The following is a 14,585-nucleotide window of genomic DNA, read 5'->3' on the forward strand; positions in this document are numbered from 1 at the left end:
GGGCCTGATCGTGTTCATTATGTGGTGGACTTTGAGGGCCAGGGTGGATCATCCTGTGGAAAAATCGGATACGGAGTCTTCCAAAACAGACGCACCCCCAAAAAAGGATTAGTGCAACACCCGCGGCATTGACAGCAAAAACTCGGGCACGGGCACATCAAATTGCTCGCCGCCTTCACCCACAAAAGTGTAACTGCCCTTCATGGTACCCACCGGGGTGGGCAGCGGGCAGCCGCTGGTGTACTCGAAACTCTCGCCAGGGCGTAGTGTGGGTTGTTCGCCGACCACGCCATCGCCTTTTACTTCTTGAACAATGTTGTGGGCGTCAGTAATGATCCAGTGGCGACTCAGCAATTGTGCTGTTCTTTCACCCACATTTTCTATTTCAATGGTGTAGGCGAAAACATAAGGACCTTTGTCTTTGTCGCTTTGCTCCTCAAGAAACTGGGTGCTGACTCGGACTTCAAACTGATAGGGTGACGGGCTACTCATGCGGTGTGGCTTGTTTCTGTTGCTCTGGGCATTAAGTATGACTTCAAACCCCCGTTTTCACAAATCCGAAGCCGCTTTCAAAGCCATTTGCCCGGGGTAACTTCGTTTAAACTCTTGCTTTGTGTCTGAATTTTTCTTCGAAGGCCTGCCATGAACCCGTTTGTTATTGCTCCCAGTATTCTTTCAGCTGACTTTGCCCGTCTGGGCGACGAGGTGAAAAATGTCATTGCAGCGGGCGCAGACTGGGTTCACTTTGACGTCATGGACAATCATTACGTGCCCAACCTCACCATTGGCCCTTTGGTTTGCGAGGCCCTGCGCCCCCACACCACTGCGATGATTGATGTGCACCTGATGGTGCGTCCGGTCGATCGGATCATTCCTGATTTTGCCAAGGCGGGTGCCAACTTGATCAGCGTGCACCCAGAGGGAACGGATCACCTTGACCGAACGCTTGGCCTGATTCGCGACTCCGGTTGTCAGGCAGGCATTGTGCTCAACCCGGCCACCCCGATTTCCTGGGTGGATCACGTCATGGACAAACTCGACCTTATTTTGGTGATGTCGGTAAACCCTGGTTTTGGCGGGCAAAGTTTCATTCCACAAGCCTTGGTGAAGCTGACCGAATTGCGCAAGCGAATTGATGCACATGTGGCCAAGGGCGGTCAAAATATTCGCCTTGAAGTGGATGGTGGCGTGAAGCCTGACAACATTGCGCAAATTGCACGCGCAGGTGCTGACACCTTTGTTGCCGGCTCGGCCATTTTCGGCAAACCCGACTACAAAGCCGTCATTGACCAAATGCGGGCAGAGTTGGCCACTACGAGATAAGCGACCATGACCAAGAAAGCAGTATTGTTCGACCTCGACGGAACGCTTTTGCACACGGTGCCCGACCTGGCTGCCGCGGTGAATGCCATGTTGGCGGATTTGGGCAAACCCGTGTTACCCGAGGAAACCGTTGCAGTGTATGTGGGCAAGGGCGCAGAAAATCTGGTCAACAGAAGCCTTACGGGCAGCATGACCGAGAAGGCCCCCCCCGAACTGTATGCCCAAGCCATGGCCAACTGGCAAGGTCATTACACCCACATCAATGGCAATCACTCGGTGTTCTATTCGGGCGTGAGGGAAGGGCTTGATCTGCTGAAGAATGCCGGTTACAAACTGGCGGTGGTCACCAACAAGCCGGAACGTTTCACCAAGCCACTTCTTGAGCGCACTGGCATTGCCCATTACTTCGAGGTGGTCGTAGGCGGAGATACCTGCCCCGTGAAAAAACCCGACCCCATGCCCGTAACCCACGCCTGCAAGTTGCTTGGTGTGGAGCCCTCGCAGGCCCTGATGATTGGTGATTCCGTGAACGACGCGCTTGCTGCAAACGCAGCCGGCGTAGAGTGTTGGCTTTTGCCCTATGGTTACAACGAAGGGCGATCTGTTCACGACACACCGTGCGATGGCATCGTGAGCACGATCGAGAAAGCTGCACAACGCCTGCTGGGCACACGGGTACCACAATGATTTCTAAAGCTGAATTTGATGCATTCGCAACACAGGGGTATAACCGCATTCCGCTGATTGCGCGTTGCTATGCCGACCTCGATACACCCTTGTCGGTGTACCTCAAGCTTGCCAACAAGCCAAATACATTCTTGCTTGAATCGGTGGTGGGTGGCGAACGCTCCGGCCGTTATTCGTTTGTAGGTTTGCCTTCCACAATCACCATCAAGGTGGTTGAACATTCCGTGGTGGTACAACAGCAGCACCCGGACGGCACGCTGGACACGCTTGAGACATTCAACGGCGACCCGCTGCAATTTATCGAGCAGTACCATGCCCGTTTCAAAGTGCCGCCTGTCAACAGTAGTCCCCGTTTTTTTGGTGGGCTAGCCGGCTATTTTGGATATGACACGGTTCGCTACATTGAGCCTCGACTTGAGGCCAGTCGCAAAGCCGACGATTTGGGTATTCCCGATATTTTGCTGATGTTCACCGACCGCATGGCGGTGGTCGATAACATTCAAGGCACCATTCAGCTCATCGTGTTTGTCGATCCAGCGCAAACCAATGCCTATGAAAACGGCGTTGCCGAGGTCAAGCGACTCATGGGCCAGCTTCGCCAGCCCATCGCCATTCCGGTCTCGGGCAGCAGCGAAAGTACCCCGATTGAACGCAGCATGAGCAAAGACTATTTCTTTGACATGGTGGCCAAGTCCAAAGAATACATCGCTGCCGGTGATGTCATGCAGGTGGTCTTGGGGCAGCGGCTGAGCAAACGCTTCACGCAAGACGCACTCATGCTTTATCGCGCCTTGCGTTCTCTGAATCCATCGCCTTATTTGTTCTATTACAACTTCGGCAGTTTCCAAGTGGTGGGTTCATCGCCCGAAATTCTGGTGCGGCAAGACCAGGTCGAAGGCAAAGCGCCTTTGGTCACCTTGCGCCCCATCGCCGGCACGCGCCCGCGTGGCAAATCACAGCAAGAAGATTTGGCACTTGCCGAAGAGCTGCTGGCCGATCCCAAAGAAATTGCAGAGCATGTCATGTTGATCGACCTGGCTCGCAACGATGTGGGGCGTATTGCACAGGTCGGTTCTGTGCAGGTCACCGAGAAAATGATTATCGAGCGCTATTCTCATGTCATGCACATTGTCAGCAATGTGCAGGGCGACTTGAAGCCTGGTATGGGGGCCATGGATGTGCTCCGCGCCACTTTCCCCGCGGGCACGCTTTCCGGTGCACCCAAGGTGCGCGCCATGGAAATCATTGATGAACTCGAACCCACCAAGCGCGGCGTGTATGGCGGCGCCTGTGGCTATCTCAGTTTCACTGGCACCATGGATGTCGCCATCGCCATTCGCACTGGCGTGGTGAAAGACCAAACCTTGTATGTTCAGGCAGGTGCTGGCGTGGTCGCCGATTCCGTGGCCGAAAGCGAATGGCTCGAGACCGAGAACAAGGCGCGTGCGGTCATGCGCGCAGCCGAACTTGTGCAGGCTGGTCTGGACGGTGAGTTGTCGTGATTGTCTCTACCCGCAAGGGGCTGTGGTGGGTGCGTGTGTTAAAATTTTGACAAATCACGCACTTGTTTCTTCCCCCTATTCGAAATGCAGGCCCGCCATGCTGTTGATGATCGACAACTACGACAGTTTTACCTTCAATCTTGTCCAGTACTTGGGTGAATTGGGTCAGCAAGTGCATGTTGTTCGCAACGATGCCATCACAGTCGATGAAGCACTAAGCCTCAAGCCCCGTGCGGTGTGTGTTTCGCCTGGCCCCTGTTCACCAGCGCAGGCCGGCGTGTCCATTGAAATCATTCAGCGAATGGCCGGTGTGGTTCCCGTTTTGGGTGTGTGCCTGGGGCATCAGGCCATTGGCGAAGCCTTCGGTGGCAAGGTTGTACGTGCCAAAACCATCATGCACGGAAAAACATCCCCGGTTCATCATCACAATGTGGGTGTCTTTGAGGGCTTGCCCAACCCGCTTATCTGCATTCGCTATCACTCATTGGCAATCGAGCGGGAAAGCTTGCCCGATTGCCTTGAAATCACCGCAGAAACAGCAGATGGTGAAATCATGGGTGTTCGTCATAAAACGCTGGATATCGAGGGTGTTCAGTTTCATCCTGAATCCATCCTGAGTGACCGCGGGCATGATCTGCTCAAAAATTTCCTTAAGCGCGTTAACTAAACCCTTAACCTCCAAATCTCATGTCCCAGTCATTTAATTACCCCGCCATTTTGAATCAACTGCTTGCTGGGCAAGACTTGTCGCATGAACTCACCCGAAATGCATTTCAGCAACTATTGAGTGGTGGTTTGACCACTGCGCAAATTGCTGGTTTGCTGGTTGGCTTGCGTGTCAAAGGCGAAACAGCCGAAGAAGTGGCTGCCGCCGCACAAGTCATGCGAGATCTGGTCACTCCGGTCGAGTTGCCCGCAGGCACTGAGGTTGTCGATCTGTGCGGCACGGGTGGCGATGGTGCGCAAACATTTAATATTTCAACTGCCTGCATGTTCGTGCTGGCAGCCGCCGGCGCCAAAGTGGGCAAGCACGGTGGTCGCAGCGTGTCCTCTAATTCGGGCAGCGCCGATGTACTTGAATTGCTTGGCGCCAACATCAATCTGAAGCCGACCCAGGTTGCAGAATCGATCGCCCAAGTGGGCATTGGATTCATGTTCGCACCGAATCATCACAGTGCCATGCGTTTTGCGGGCCCGGTCCGCAAAGAACTGGGTGTGCGCACGGTGTTCAACATTCTCGGCCCACTCACCAATCCAGCCAATGCCAAGCGCCAGGTCATGGGTGTGTATAGCGCCAATTTGCTCGACTTACAGGCCGAAGTGCTCAAGCGTTTGGGGTCCATTCAAGCGCTCATCGTGCATGGTGAAAATGGCATGGACGAACTGTGTATTGAATGCGACTCAAAAATTGCTGAGCTACGCGATGGTGAAATCAAGCACTACAGCATCAAGCCCGAAGACTTTGGTCTTGCACGCGCATCACACAGCAGCCTGCATGCAGGTTCTGTCCAAGAGTCTCGCGACAAAATTTTCCATGCATTGAATGGCAAGGGCGGTGCAATTGGTGACATCGTGTTGCTCAACAGCGCAGCAGGTCTGTATACAGCAGGTGTTGCAGGTAGTCTGAAAGAGGGCATTGATGTGGCGCGCTCCACCGTGGCCAGTGGTGCAGCAATCCGCAAACTCAATGAGTTCGTCGACTTTACCAAGTCGATTGAGCAATAAGGCAGAACCATGAGCGATATTCTTGACAAAATTTTAGCCACCAAGCGCGAAGAAATTGCACAGGGCAAGCAGGTTTTGTCTGAAGTGCAATGGTTGACCAAGGCCGCAAAGCTGGCCCCAACGCGGGGTTTTGCCAACGCCATGAAAACAGCGGTGGCCAAAGGCCTGCCCGCAGTCATTGCGGAAGTAAAACGTGCCAGCCCCAGCAAAGGCATTCTGCGCGAACCTTTTGATCCCGTGGAAATCGCAAAAAGCTATGCCGAGCATGGTGCAACTTGTTTGTCGGTGCTCACTGACATTCAATATTTCAAAGGCGCGCCCCAGTACCTCGACATGGCCCGCGAGGCGAGTGGTCTGCCCTGCATCCGCAAAGATTTCATTATCGACACCTACCAGGTTGTACAAGCCCGGGGTCTGGGCGCCGATGCCATTTTGCTGATTGTTTCAGCCTTGGAGTTGCCTCAACTGCTGGAACTCGAGCAATGCGCCAATGAGCTGGGTATGGATGTACTTGTCGAAGTGCATGATGCACAAGAAATGGACATTGCCTTGCAATTAAAAACACCACTGATTGGTGTAAACAATCGCAATTTGCGCACTTTTGAAACGTCATTGCAAACCACGCTTGATCTGAAAGGTCGAGTGGGCCCAGAGCATTTGCTGATCACCGAGAGTGGTATTGCTACCCGTGACGATGTGGCCCTAATGCGTGCCAATGATATTCACGCATTTTTGGTTGGCGAGGCGTTCATGCGGGCAGCCTCGCCAGGGCGGGCACTGGCAGATCTTTTTTATTGAAGCCAAGGGGCAGGCACAACCTCGCCCTCGCTTTGTTCCGGTTTTTTGATTGTCCATTCATTGGATGCCGGTTCGGCTGGTACCAAACTAAATTCCATCAGCCGATCTGCGCGAAATGCAATTGCGCGCAGTGGTGTTCCGGGCCGGCTTGCTGCCAATAGCCGTTTGTAGTTGGTTTCGGTCAGTTTTTTCTCACCCAATGCCACCAGCCAATCGCCTGCTGAAATGCCACTCGCGTGGGCAGGACCACCGTTAATCACCTGCTTTACCAACATACCTTCAGGTTTAAATTGCCCGTGTAACCCAAGGTAAATTTGCTAATCATTTTGAGTTTGACTCAGGCTCAAGCCAAAGGTCTTTAAGGCATCGTCCAATGGCAGCTCGTCGGTGCTCTGTGTCCATTGTTCAATTTCCCGGTTTAGCTCAATTCCTGTGGCTTCCAGCACCAGGCCTGGGAACTCATCCTCCTTCAGTCCCTCGCCAGTCAATCCTTTGCGTTGCCACATCAAGCGCATCACATCGTCCAGGCTTTTCTGGCCGCTGCTTTGTTTTCGAATTGCGGAATCAATACACAAAGCCACAAGTGAGCCCTTGGTGTAGTAACTCACAATTGCGTTGGGTGCATTTTCATCTTGTCGGTAGTATTTGGTCCAGGCATCAAAAGAGCTGTCCGACACAGATTGATTCATGCGTCCAGGGCCCTTTCTCACCTGTGTAATGTTCCTGCATACGCTTTTCAGGTATGCCTCTTCGTCCAACTTGCCCGCACGTGCCAACACAACATCATCGTAATAGGATGTAAAACCCTCGAAAATCCACAACAATCGTGTGTAATTTTCTTGGGTCAGATCATAGGGAACAAATGCAGCTGGTTTCATGCGCTTCACATTCCAGGAATGAAAGTACTCATGGCTGCAAAGTCCCAAAAAGCCTTCATAGGCTTTGGACGTTTTCTCAACACCACATTGAGGCAATTCGTTCGCGTTAAAAAGCAATGAGGTGCTGTTGCGGTGTTCCAGACCACCGTAACCATTGTCGGTCGCATGCAGCATAAACACATACCGCTCAAAAGGCGCACGTTTGGTGTCCGGTTCAAACAAGGCGATCTGAATTTCGCACACAGGCTTCAGGTCGTTGCAAATCCGTTGCAAATCCAGGTCGGCGTCTGCGCCATACACTGCAAATACATGCTCAACTCCCAACACAGAAAAGCTTTCTACCCGCAAGGCACCCATTTCAATTGGGTGGTCGATCAGGCAGTCAAAATCCGTCGCTATAAATTTGACTTGACCCCCTGCCCGAAGAATCGGGCAGCCATGTGGGTCTTTCAAGGTTCCAGGCTGGCTGGGTAAGCCGCAGGCGACCAGCCAGTCCTGTAAGTCGTCGCTAGGTCTGGAAATGGTCAACTCAACCGGTTCTTGTTCAAATCCCTTCGGGCACAGAAACAGGCTGGTGACGTTGAAAAAACCATGGGTGTCGTCCAGGTGTGCGCCGCGCACTGACAAATCCCAGGCATACACTCGCCATTCGCATTGAATTAAAAGTGAATGCGCGGCAAGCCCAATCTGCGCGCCATCGACATGTACTCGCCAGCTGTCCTTCCTTTCCCGTGTGACCGTGGTTTCAACCTGTCCTACACGGGCCCGCACATAAAGCACGTTCCGTGCAAATTCACGAATCAGGTAACTGCCAGGAATCCAGGCGGGCAATGTTAAGTCAATCCAGCGCTCGTCGCCAGTGCCTTGCAGTTGGTCCCGTGCAATCTCAAATTGCAATTGAACGTCGAAATAGTGGCCTTTCGGGTCTGCCACCGTGACCTGGTAATGCAACATGGTAATCGTCTGTGTATTAAATTTTGATAAGCACGCGGCCCGTGTTGGTTCCTGCCATAATTTGGGCAGCTGCTTCAATCGCACCTTCCAGTGGAAGTGTGCGTGAGAGTCCTTCCAACTTTTTCAGATCAAGGTCGGCAGCTAGTCTGCGCCAAGCTTCCTCACGCACTGGCAAGGGTGCCATCACCGAGTCAACGCCCGTCAAGGTAACGCCCCGTAAAATAAACGGTGCCACCGAAGAAGGCAAATCCATGCCTTGGGCCAAACCACATGCAGTCACCGTGCCACCGTATTTGGTCTGTGCACAGGCATTGGCCAGGGTGTGTGATCCCACGCAGTCCACAACACCAGCCCAGCGCTCGCGTTGTAAAGGTTTTCCGGGCTCACTCAACAACTTTCGGTCCATGACTTCGCTCGCGCCCAAACCTTTCAGGAAATCAGTTTGTTCAGGTTTGCCGTTGGTCGCCACTACGGTGTAGCCCAGCTTGCTCAACAGTGCGATTGCAATACTGCCGACGCCGCCAGTTGCACCAGTCACTAAAATTTCACCGCTACCAGGTTTCACGCCGCCTTTTTCAAGGCCCAGCACACACAACATGGCGGTGTAGCCCGCGGTACCGATCGCCATGGCCTGCGAAGGGCTTAAACCCGCTGGTCGTTTAATCAGCCAATCCCCTTTCAGTTTTGCTTTTTCGGCCAGGCAACCCCAGTGCGTTTCTCCCACGCCAAATCCATTGAGAATTACTTCGTCTCCAGGTTTGAATCCAGGGTGGGCGCTTTCCACTACGGTACCTGCACCATCAATGCCCGCAACCATGGGCCATTGGCGCACCACAGGGGACTTGTTGCAAATTGCCAGACCGTCTTTGTAATTGAGTGTGGAATGGGAAATTCGAACCAGCACGTCACCAGCTTCAGGCAACTGGCTTTCGTCCAGTTGCTCAATACTGGCCTTGAACTCGCCTTGTTCGTTTTTTTGAAGAAATACCGCTTTGAACATACTTTGTCCTTCCTTGCTTTTTGGTCAGTCCTGAAAAATAGACTACACCATTTAAGCAAAGCAGGCGGTCACTAATAATCCAACAATTGCACCCAATGTCAGGTGGTTTCTCAGACGCAGGTAAGCATCGAACGCCTTCATGGGCTTTAAAAAGCGCTGGTCTACCACCCATACCAAAGCCAGAATCAGGGCAAGAATCCAAAGGGTGGATTCAGGGGGCGAGAATGCGCCAGCCAGCCAAGCCAACAGTGAGGGCGTTACTCCCCAGATAAAACTTCGTGTTTCAAATTCCGATTGATCCAATCCGGCAAGGTAAACAGGTTGGTCCTGGCTGCTGAGTGAAATAGCCAGTCCCCAATGCACAGCGCCCAAAAACGAAACAATGCACAATGCGTAAATCAGGTTGTAATTGGCAAAGCGCTCCGCAATCTCGGTGCCGCTGTATATGCCGGTCAACGCAGCCAATCCCAAAAATGGAATAAGCCCTGCGTAACCGAGCACATTCATCCAGTGAGTTTTCAATGTTGGTGCCATCGTCATTCCACCAATATTGCGCCATGTACAGCTTCTTCAAGGCTTCCGGCCATCAAGGTGGTCTCCCTGTAAAAACGTGAAAAGCTCTGCTGAAAACGAGAAGGGCTGGGTAGCAGTTTGTCTTCCGCGTTCCATCGAACCGGAAAACAACGGCCCATCATCACATAGCCTGAATTCAATGTTTCCCTCAACTCAAACTCGGTGCCTGTTTGAATAAAGCGAGCCAGCATGGTTGCGCAGTGAGCAATGTCATCGGTGTTCACAACCCATATTTGATCGCAACCGGTTTCCATGGCATTCAGCACGAAATCCCAGCGTTGTTTGCTCCAGGGGTGGGTTTTGTGAAATGCGCAGTCAATCAAGCCCACGCGCAACTCGCCGGTTTGCGTCAAATCAAAGCAGGCTTTGAGCTCCCAAGGGTGCACCAAATTAATCTTCTTGAAATTGCCCATCAAGCTACTGCATGAGTCAACGCCAGCCTGTTGACGAAGGTCCACTGTCTTGCGTTTTAGCGTGTCGGTCAACAGTTCAAGATCAAAGTTGTGGCATCCCGGTTCCTGCGCGCCAATCGCGGGCGCATTTCTTTCGCATCCCACATCGCGTTTGCTCCGGGCAATCGATTCCAAGTCTTCATAATCGGTATCAATGGCCGTCCCGCTGCAATTCCACATCGGCGCATATTTCTTGACATTGTCCGAGTTGAAAACATAGGGTTTGTGGCTAAACGTCCCAGCCACCCATTGCCAGCTCAAGTGGTTAGATGCCAGGTCTCCGTCCAGCAGGTGGGCGTACATCCAGTCAGCGCCCACTTTCCAGTGCACTTTTCGCATGTGAACCACATAGGACGCTATCCACATCCGGACATGGTTGTGCAAATAGCCAGTCTCATAAAGAAGGGCAACTCCAGCATCGATTGCTGCAACTCCGGTTCGGCCTTCCCGAATGTCGCCTGGCAACTGCGAGCTGTACTTGCCCGACCACACTGGTCTGCGGACATCGCTCAATATTCCGTTACCCAACTCAGCATGTGCATGTTTGAAGAACTCCCGCCACGCAAATTCAAAGATCAGCTTGTCCTCGAAACTCAGGCGATACTTCTCCATCAATATTTGGGTCGCCTCTCGCACACTCAAGTAGCCATGAGTAATCCAGGGGGAAAGTCGCGTTACTGCGCCATCCAGAAAATTCCGGGTGCGGCTGTACCTTGCCGGGTCCACTGTCGCGAGTGCGTTCAGTGCAGCAAGGCGGCTGGGTTCAAATTTGACGGGTGTTTGGTGCTGCATGACTGTGGCTCTTTATGGGATTGAATGGGGTTTACTTCACAAGAGGACGGATATTCCTGAACCCGCCGTCCACATTCAACACTGCGCCTGTCATGCGGCTGGCCCCTGCGCCTAGCAACCAGTACATGGCCTGCGCTACCTCACCGGGCTGGTTGACGCCCTGCAATGGGTATTGCTTGGCGCTTGCTGCACGCATCATGTCACTTTTCAAAAAAGCCGATGCAATCGGTGAGTCGGTCAGGCCCGGGGCCACCACATTGATTCGAATATTGTCAGCCGCGTGTGTGGCCGCAGCCGACTTGGCCAAACCCTCAATGCCCGCCTTTGCAGCAGCGATCGCCTCGTGATTGGGAACACCAATACCAGTGGCGCAGGTGGACACCAACACGGCAGAACCGCCTTGCGCATTGGTTTTTGCATGTTTTAAAAACGCACGCAACCCATACATGGCTGAAAACAGGTTGACCTGCATCACGCTGTCAATTTGAGCGTCGGTGGTTTTGGTTAAAGGGGCAACCAGGATAGAACCCACACAGTGCGCGTAGCCATCCACTTGTTTTCCCAGGCTGTTCACCGTTTCAAATGCGGCATTTACGGATCCAGAGTCGCAGGCCTGCGTCTCTAATATATGTACACCTGGTGTATGGCCATATAGCGCCTCAAGTACCGATGCATCCCGACCTGCCGCAATCACCTCTTGTCCAGAATCCACACACAACTGAATCAATTCCTGGGCGATTGCACTGTTGGCGCCCATCACGAATATGCACTTTGTCATTCTTTACTGCCTGTTTTGTCCAAGGTGAAGCTATTTTGTCCTAGACAGAAAATAAAGTCACGTCTTGATTCAAAACTCTTTAAGGTCGGTGAATACTCGAATTTCAGCGGTTAGACTTTCTCCATCCCTATTAATAAGCAGGAGACTGACCATGACATATGAAACCATCCTCGTAGAAACCATCGGCAAGGTGGGCTTGGTGCGTTTGAATCGCCCCCAAGTATTGAATGCACTGAATGACCAACTGATGACTGAGCTCGGCGACGCCCTAACGGCTTTCGATTCCGACGACAACATTGGCGCAATGGTAGTTACAGGCAGCGACAAAGCTTTCGCTGCCGGTGCGGACATCGGAGCGATGTCCTCATTTACTTATATGGATGTGTACAAAAGCGAATACATCACGCGCAACTGGGAAACCATACGCAATGTACGCAAACCAGTGATTGCAGCGGTACGTGGGTTCGCTTTGGGCGGTGGTTGTGAATTGGCCATGATGACCGACTTCATCATTTGTGCGGACACGGCGAAATTCGGTCAGCCAGAAATCAAGCTTGGCATCATTCCTGGTGCCGGTGGTACGCAGCGCCTGCCGCGTGCAATCAGCAAAGCCAAAGCGATGGATCTGTGTCTGACTGGCCGTTTAATGGATGCAGCTGAGGCGGAGCGAGCCGGGCTCGTGTCGCGTGTTGTTCCTGCAGACAAGTGTCTGGATGAAGCCATTGAGGCCGCCACTATTATTGCAGCGTATTCAAATCCGTCGGTCATGATGGCCAAAGAGAGCATTAACCGAGCATTCGAGGGCTCTTTGTCAGAGGGAATGCTGTTTGAGCGTCGCATGTTCCACAGTTTGTTTGCCACAGAAGACCAAAAAGAGGGCATGTCTGCCTTTGTGGAGAAGCGCAAACCCAATTTCACCAACAAATAAGACCCAATTTTCGAATTAATTTGAATTAATTTGTAATTAAATTGGTGCCGGCAGCCATTTAAGGTGCGGTCAAACCAAAAAAATTGAAATATTTTCAGGGCTCCTTCGGGAGCCTGTTTTTTGTGCAATTCTGGAAAAAATCCTTGTGCTTCAGAGGCTTGTTTTGGTCTGCGTGTGGGGTGTTTGGAACACACTTTTGACGCGTTGCAGAAAAATACAAATTTCTTCGCAAAAGTGTTTGACAGGTTTTGGATTGATGTGCATAATCTCGTTTCTCTGCTGCACGACAAGCAGGACGAAACGAAGCAAGCAAGCGGTTCTTCAAGGTTTTAAGTAGTAGTGAAGAGCAGCAAGGTTAGCAGAAATTTCGAAGCGATCTTTAACAAGTTAACAGCCGATAAGTGTGGGCACTGACCAGATGGGTTTAAGGTTTGTTCTTTTCTCAAAAAGAATGACTTTGAATCACGATTCAGAGTTAGTGCTCACGGAATAAAGTAAGTGAAGTTCAAATCGTCAAGGTTTGAATAACATCTACTCCGTCGAGTTTAGTAAATTTTGCAGAGATTGAACTGAAGAGTTTGATCCTGGCTCAGATTGAACGCTAGCGGGATGCTTTACACATGCAAGTCGAACGGTAACAGGATAGCTTGCTATCGCTGACGAGTGGCGAACGGGTGAGTAATACATCGGAACGTGCCCAGTAATGGGGGATAGCTCGGCGAAAGCCGGATTAATACCGCATACGCCCTGAGGGGGAAAGTGGGGGACCGCAAGGCCTCACGTTATTGGAGCGGCCGATGGCTGATTAGCTAGTTGGTAGGGTAAAGGCCTACCAAGGCGACGATCAGTAGCTGGTCTGAGAGGACGATCAGCCACACTGGGACTGAGACACGGCCCAGACTCCTACGGGAGGCAGCAGTGGGGAATTTTGGACAATGGGGGAAACCCTGATCCAGCCATCCCGCGTGTGCGATGAAGGCCTTCGGGTTGTAAAGCACTTTTGGCAGGAAAGAAATTGCACGGGTTAATACCCTGTGTAGATGACGGTACCTGCAGAATAAGCACCGGCTAACTACGTGCCAGCAGCCGCGGTAATACGTAGGGTGCAAGCGTTAATCGGAATTACTGGGCGTAAAGCGCACGCAGGCGGTTGTGTAAGACAGGTGTGAAATCCCCGGGCTTAACCTGGGAATTGCATTTGTGACTGCACGACTAGAGTGTGTCAGAGGGGGGTGGAATTCCACGTGTAGCAGTGAAATGCGTAGATATGTGGAGGAACACCAATGGCGAAGGCAGCCCCCTGGGATGACACTGACGCTCATGCACGAAAGCGTGGGGAGCAAACAGGATTAGATACCCTGGTAGTCCACGCCCTAAACGATGTCAACTAGCTGTTGGGGCCTTCGGGCCTTAGTAGCGCAGCTAACGCGTGAAGTTGACCGCCTGGGGAGTACGGCCGCAAGGTTAAAACTCAAAGGAATTGACGGGGACCCGCACAAGCGGTGGATGATGTGGATTAATTCGATGCAACGCGAAAAACCTTACCTACCCTTGACATGGCAGGAACTTTCCAGAGATGGATTGGTGCTCGAAAGAGAACCTGCACACAGGTGCTGCATGGCTGTCGTCAGCTCGTGTCGTGAGATGTTGGGTTAAGTCCCGCAACGAGCGCAACCCTTGTCATTAGTTGCTACGAAAGGGCACTCTAATGAGACTGCCGGTGACAAACCGGAGGAAGGTGGGGATGACGTCAAGTCCTCATGGCCCTTATGGGTAGGGCTTCACACGTCATACAATGGTCGGTACAGAGGGTTGCCAAGCCGCGAGGTGGAGCCAATCCCAGAAAACCGATCGTAGTCCGGATCGCAGTCTGCAACTCGACTGCGTGAAGTCGGAATCGCTAGTAATCGCGGATCAGAATGTCGCGGTGAATACGTTCCCGGGTCTTGTACACACCGCCCGTCACACCATGGGAGTGGGTTCTACCAGAAGTGGCTAGTCTAACCGCAAGGAGGACGGTCACCACGGTAGGATTCATGACTGGGGTGAAGTCGTAACAAGGTAGCCGTACCGGAAGGTGCGGCTGGATCACCTCCTTTCTAGAGAAAGAGAAGTAGATCAAGTCTTGAATTTGTTTGGTTTTAGTGCTCACACTTATCGGTTTGTTTAGACGCAAGATACAAGCAGCAAAAAGA

14 protein-coding genes and 1 rRNA gene are annotated in these 14,585 nt (G+C 52.2%); 8 read left to right on the forward strand and 7 right to left on the reverse strand.

What is annotated here, in order from left to right; genetic code table 11:
- Positions 1-108: 108 nt before the first annotated feature.
- On the reverse strand, positions 109-492 hold the full coding sequence (apaG, locus tag P0D43_RS05585) for a Co2+/Mg2+ efflux protein ApaG (protein ID WP_159568251.1): 384 nt from the start codon (positions 490-492) through the stop codon (positions 109-111).
- 150 nt (positions 493-642) lie between these two features.
- Between apaG and rpe the strand changes: the two genes are divergently transcribed.
- From rpe to trpC, 6 genes are all read left to right on the forward strand, one after another.
- Positions 643-1,323, forward strand: coding sequence for a ribulose-phosphate 3-epimerase (gene rpe, locus P0D43_RS05590; protein ID WP_159568252.1), 681 nt, complete (start codon positions 643-645; stop codon positions 1,321-1,323).
- Positions 1,324-1,329: 6 nt separating this feature from the next.
- Positions 1,330-2,010, forward strand: a complete 681-nt coding sequence (locus P0D43_RS05595; RefSeq protein WP_341237215.1) for a phosphoglycolate phosphatase — start codon at positions 1,330-1,332, stop codon at positions 2,008-2,010.
- On the forward strand, positions 2,010-3,512 hold the full coding sequence (gene trpE, locus P0D43_RS05600; protein ID WP_341237224.1) for an anthranilate synthase component I: 1,503 nt from the start codon (positions 2,010-2,012) through the stop codon (positions 3,510-3,512). Before P0D43_RS05595 ends, trpE begins: the two co-directional genes overlap by 1 nt.
- Positions 3,513-3,609: 97 nt before the next feature.
- Positions 3,610-4,179 (forward strand): aminodeoxychorismate/anthranilate synthase component II, encoded by a 570-nt coding sequence (locus P0D43_RS05605; protein WP_159568254.1) that lies wholly within the window; start codon positions 3,610-3,612, stop codon positions 4,177-4,179.
- A 20-nt stretch (positions 4,180-4,199) separates the two neighbouring features.
- On the forward strand, positions 4,200-5,237 hold the full coding sequence (gene trpD / locus P0D43_RS05610; RefSeq protein ID WP_159568255.1) for an anthranilate phosphoribosyltransferase: 1,038 nt from the start codon (positions 4,200-4,202) through the stop codon (positions 5,235-5,237).
- A gap of 9 nt (positions 5,238-5,246) precedes the next feature.
- Positions 5,247-6,035, forward strand: coding sequence for an indole-3-glycerol phosphate synthase TrpC (gene trpC, locus P0D43_RS05615; RefSeq protein WP_394673477.1), 789 nt, complete (start codon positions 5,247-5,249; stop codon positions 6,033-6,035).
- Here trpC and P0D43_RS05620 read toward each other — a convergent pair.
- From P0D43_RS05620 to P0D43_RS05645, 6 genes are read right to left on the reverse strand one after another with little or no spacing between them, the layout of a single operon-like run.
- Positions 6,029-6,310, reverse strand: a complete 282-nt coding sequence (locus P0D43_RS05620) for a hypothetical protein (RefSeq protein WP_394673478.1) — start codon at positions 6,308-6,310, stop codon at positions 6,029-6,031. The two genes, trpC and P0D43_RS05620, sit on opposite strands and share 7 nt — an antisense overlap.
- A 42-nt stretch (positions 6,311-6,352) precedes the next feature.
- Complete coding sequence (locus P0D43_RS05625) at positions 6,353-7,867, reverse strand: M61 family metallopeptidase (RefSeq protein ID WP_394673479.1); 1,515 nt, start codon at positions 7,865-7,867, stop codon at positions 6,353-6,355.
- Positions 7,868-7,883: 16 nt separating this feature from the next.
- Complete coding sequence (locus P0D43_RS05630; RefSeq protein WP_394673480.1) at positions 7,884-8,867, reverse strand: MDR family oxidoreductase; 984 nt, start codon at positions 8,865-8,867, stop codon at positions 7,884-7,886.
- Positions 8,868-8,918: 51 nt separating this feature from the next.
- Positions 8,919-9,401 carry a DUF3429 domain-containing protein gene (locus tag P0D43_RS05635; protein WP_394673481.1) on the reverse strand — a complete coding sequence of 161 codons (483 nt, stop codon included), beginning with the start codon at positions 9,399-9,401 and terminating at the stop codon, positions 8,919-8,921.
- Positions 9,402-9,403: 2 nt separating this feature from the next.
- Positions 9,404-10,684 carry an FAD-binding domain-containing protein gene (locus P0D43_RS05640; RefSeq protein WP_394673482.1) on the reverse strand — a complete coding sequence of 427 codons (1,281 nt, stop codon included), beginning with the start codon at positions 10,682-10,684 and terminating at the stop codon, positions 9,404-9,406.
- Positions 10,685-10,715: 31 nt separating this feature from the next.
- Positions 10,716-11,462 carry an SDR family NAD(P)-dependent oxidoreductase gene (locus P0D43_RS05645; protein WP_394673483.1) on the reverse strand — a complete coding sequence of 249 codons (747 nt, stop codon included), beginning with the start codon at positions 11,460-11,462 and terminating at the stop codon, positions 10,716-10,718.
- 151 nt (positions 11,463-11,613) lie between these two features.
- Between P0D43_RS05645 and P0D43_RS05650 the strand changes: the two genes are divergently transcribed.
- Together P0D43_RS05650 and P0D43_RS05655 are read left to right on the forward strand one after the other, a co-directional pair.
- The gene (locus P0D43_RS05650; protein WP_341237223.1) at positions 11,614-12,390 is read left to right on the forward strand and encodes an enoyl-CoA hydratase; all 777 of its coding nucleotides are present in this window, start codon (positions 11,614-11,616) and stop codon (positions 12,388-12,390) included.
- A 566-nt stretch (positions 12,391-12,956) separates the two neighbouring features.
- Positions 12,957-14,489, forward strand: a 16S ribosomal RNA gene (locus P0D43_RS05655).
- Positions 14,490-14,585 lie beyond the last annotated feature (96 nt).

The sequence above is a fragment of the Limnobacter sp. genome, from assembly GCF_043511195.1.
Taxonomy (GTDB): domain Bacteria; phylum Pseudomonadota; class Gammaproteobacteria; order Burkholderiales; family Burkholderiaceae_B; genus Limnobacter.

Excerpts from the sequence above, each read along its gene's own strand:
- P0D43_RS05640 (WP_394673482.1), bottom strand. The coding sequence starts at position 10,684 with ATGCAGCACCAAACACCCGTCAAATTTGAACCCAGCCGCCTTGCTGCA.
- rpe (WP_159568252.1), top strand. The coding sequence starts at position 643 with ATGAACCCGTTTGTTATTGCTCCCAGTATTCTTTCAGCTGACTTTGCC.
- P0D43_RS05650 (WP_341237223.1), top strand. The coding sequence starts at position 11,614 with ATGACATATGAAACCATCCTCGTAGAAACCATCGGCAAGGTGGGCTTG.
- P0D43_RS05595 (WP_341237215.1), top strand. The coding sequence starts at position 1,330 with ATGACCAAGAAAGCAGTATTGTTCGACCTCGACGGAACGCTTTTGCAC.
- P0D43_RS05625 (WP_394673479.1), bottom strand. The coding sequence starts at position 7,867 with ATGTTGCATTACCAGGTCACGGTGGCAGACCCGAAAGGCCACTATTTC.
- P0D43_RS05605 (WP_159568254.1), top strand. The coding sequence starts at position 3,610 with ATGCTGTTGATGATCGACAACTACGACAGTTTTACCTTCAATCTTGTC.
- P0D43_RS05635 (WP_394673481.1), bottom strand. The coding sequence starts at position 9,401 with ATGGCACCAACATTGAAAACTCACTGGATGAATGTGCTCGGTTACGCA.
- trpC (WP_394673477.1), top strand. The coding sequence starts at position 5,247 with ATGAGCGATATTCTTGACAAAATTTTAGCCACCAAGCGCGAAGAAATT.
- trpD (WP_159568255.1), top strand. The coding sequence starts at position 4,200 with ATGTCCCAGTCATTTAATTACCCCGCCATTTTGAATCAACTGCTTGCT.
- P0D43_RS05645 (WP_394673483.1), bottom strand. The coding sequence starts at position 11,462 with ATGACAAAGTGCATATTCGTGATGGGCGCCAACAGTGCAATCGCCCAG.
- P0D43_RS05620 (WP_394673478.1), bottom strand. The coding sequence starts at position 6,310 with ATGTTGGTAAAGCAGGTGATTAACGGTGGTCCTGCCCACGCGAGTGGC.
- apaG (WP_159568251.1), bottom strand. The coding sequence starts at position 492 with ATGAGTAGCCCGTCACCCTATCAGTTTGAAGTCCGAGTCAGCACCCAG.
- P0D43_RS05630 (WP_394673480.1), bottom strand. The coding sequence starts at position 8,867 with ATGTTCAAAGCGGTATTTCTTCAAAAAAACGAACAAGGCGAGTTCAAG.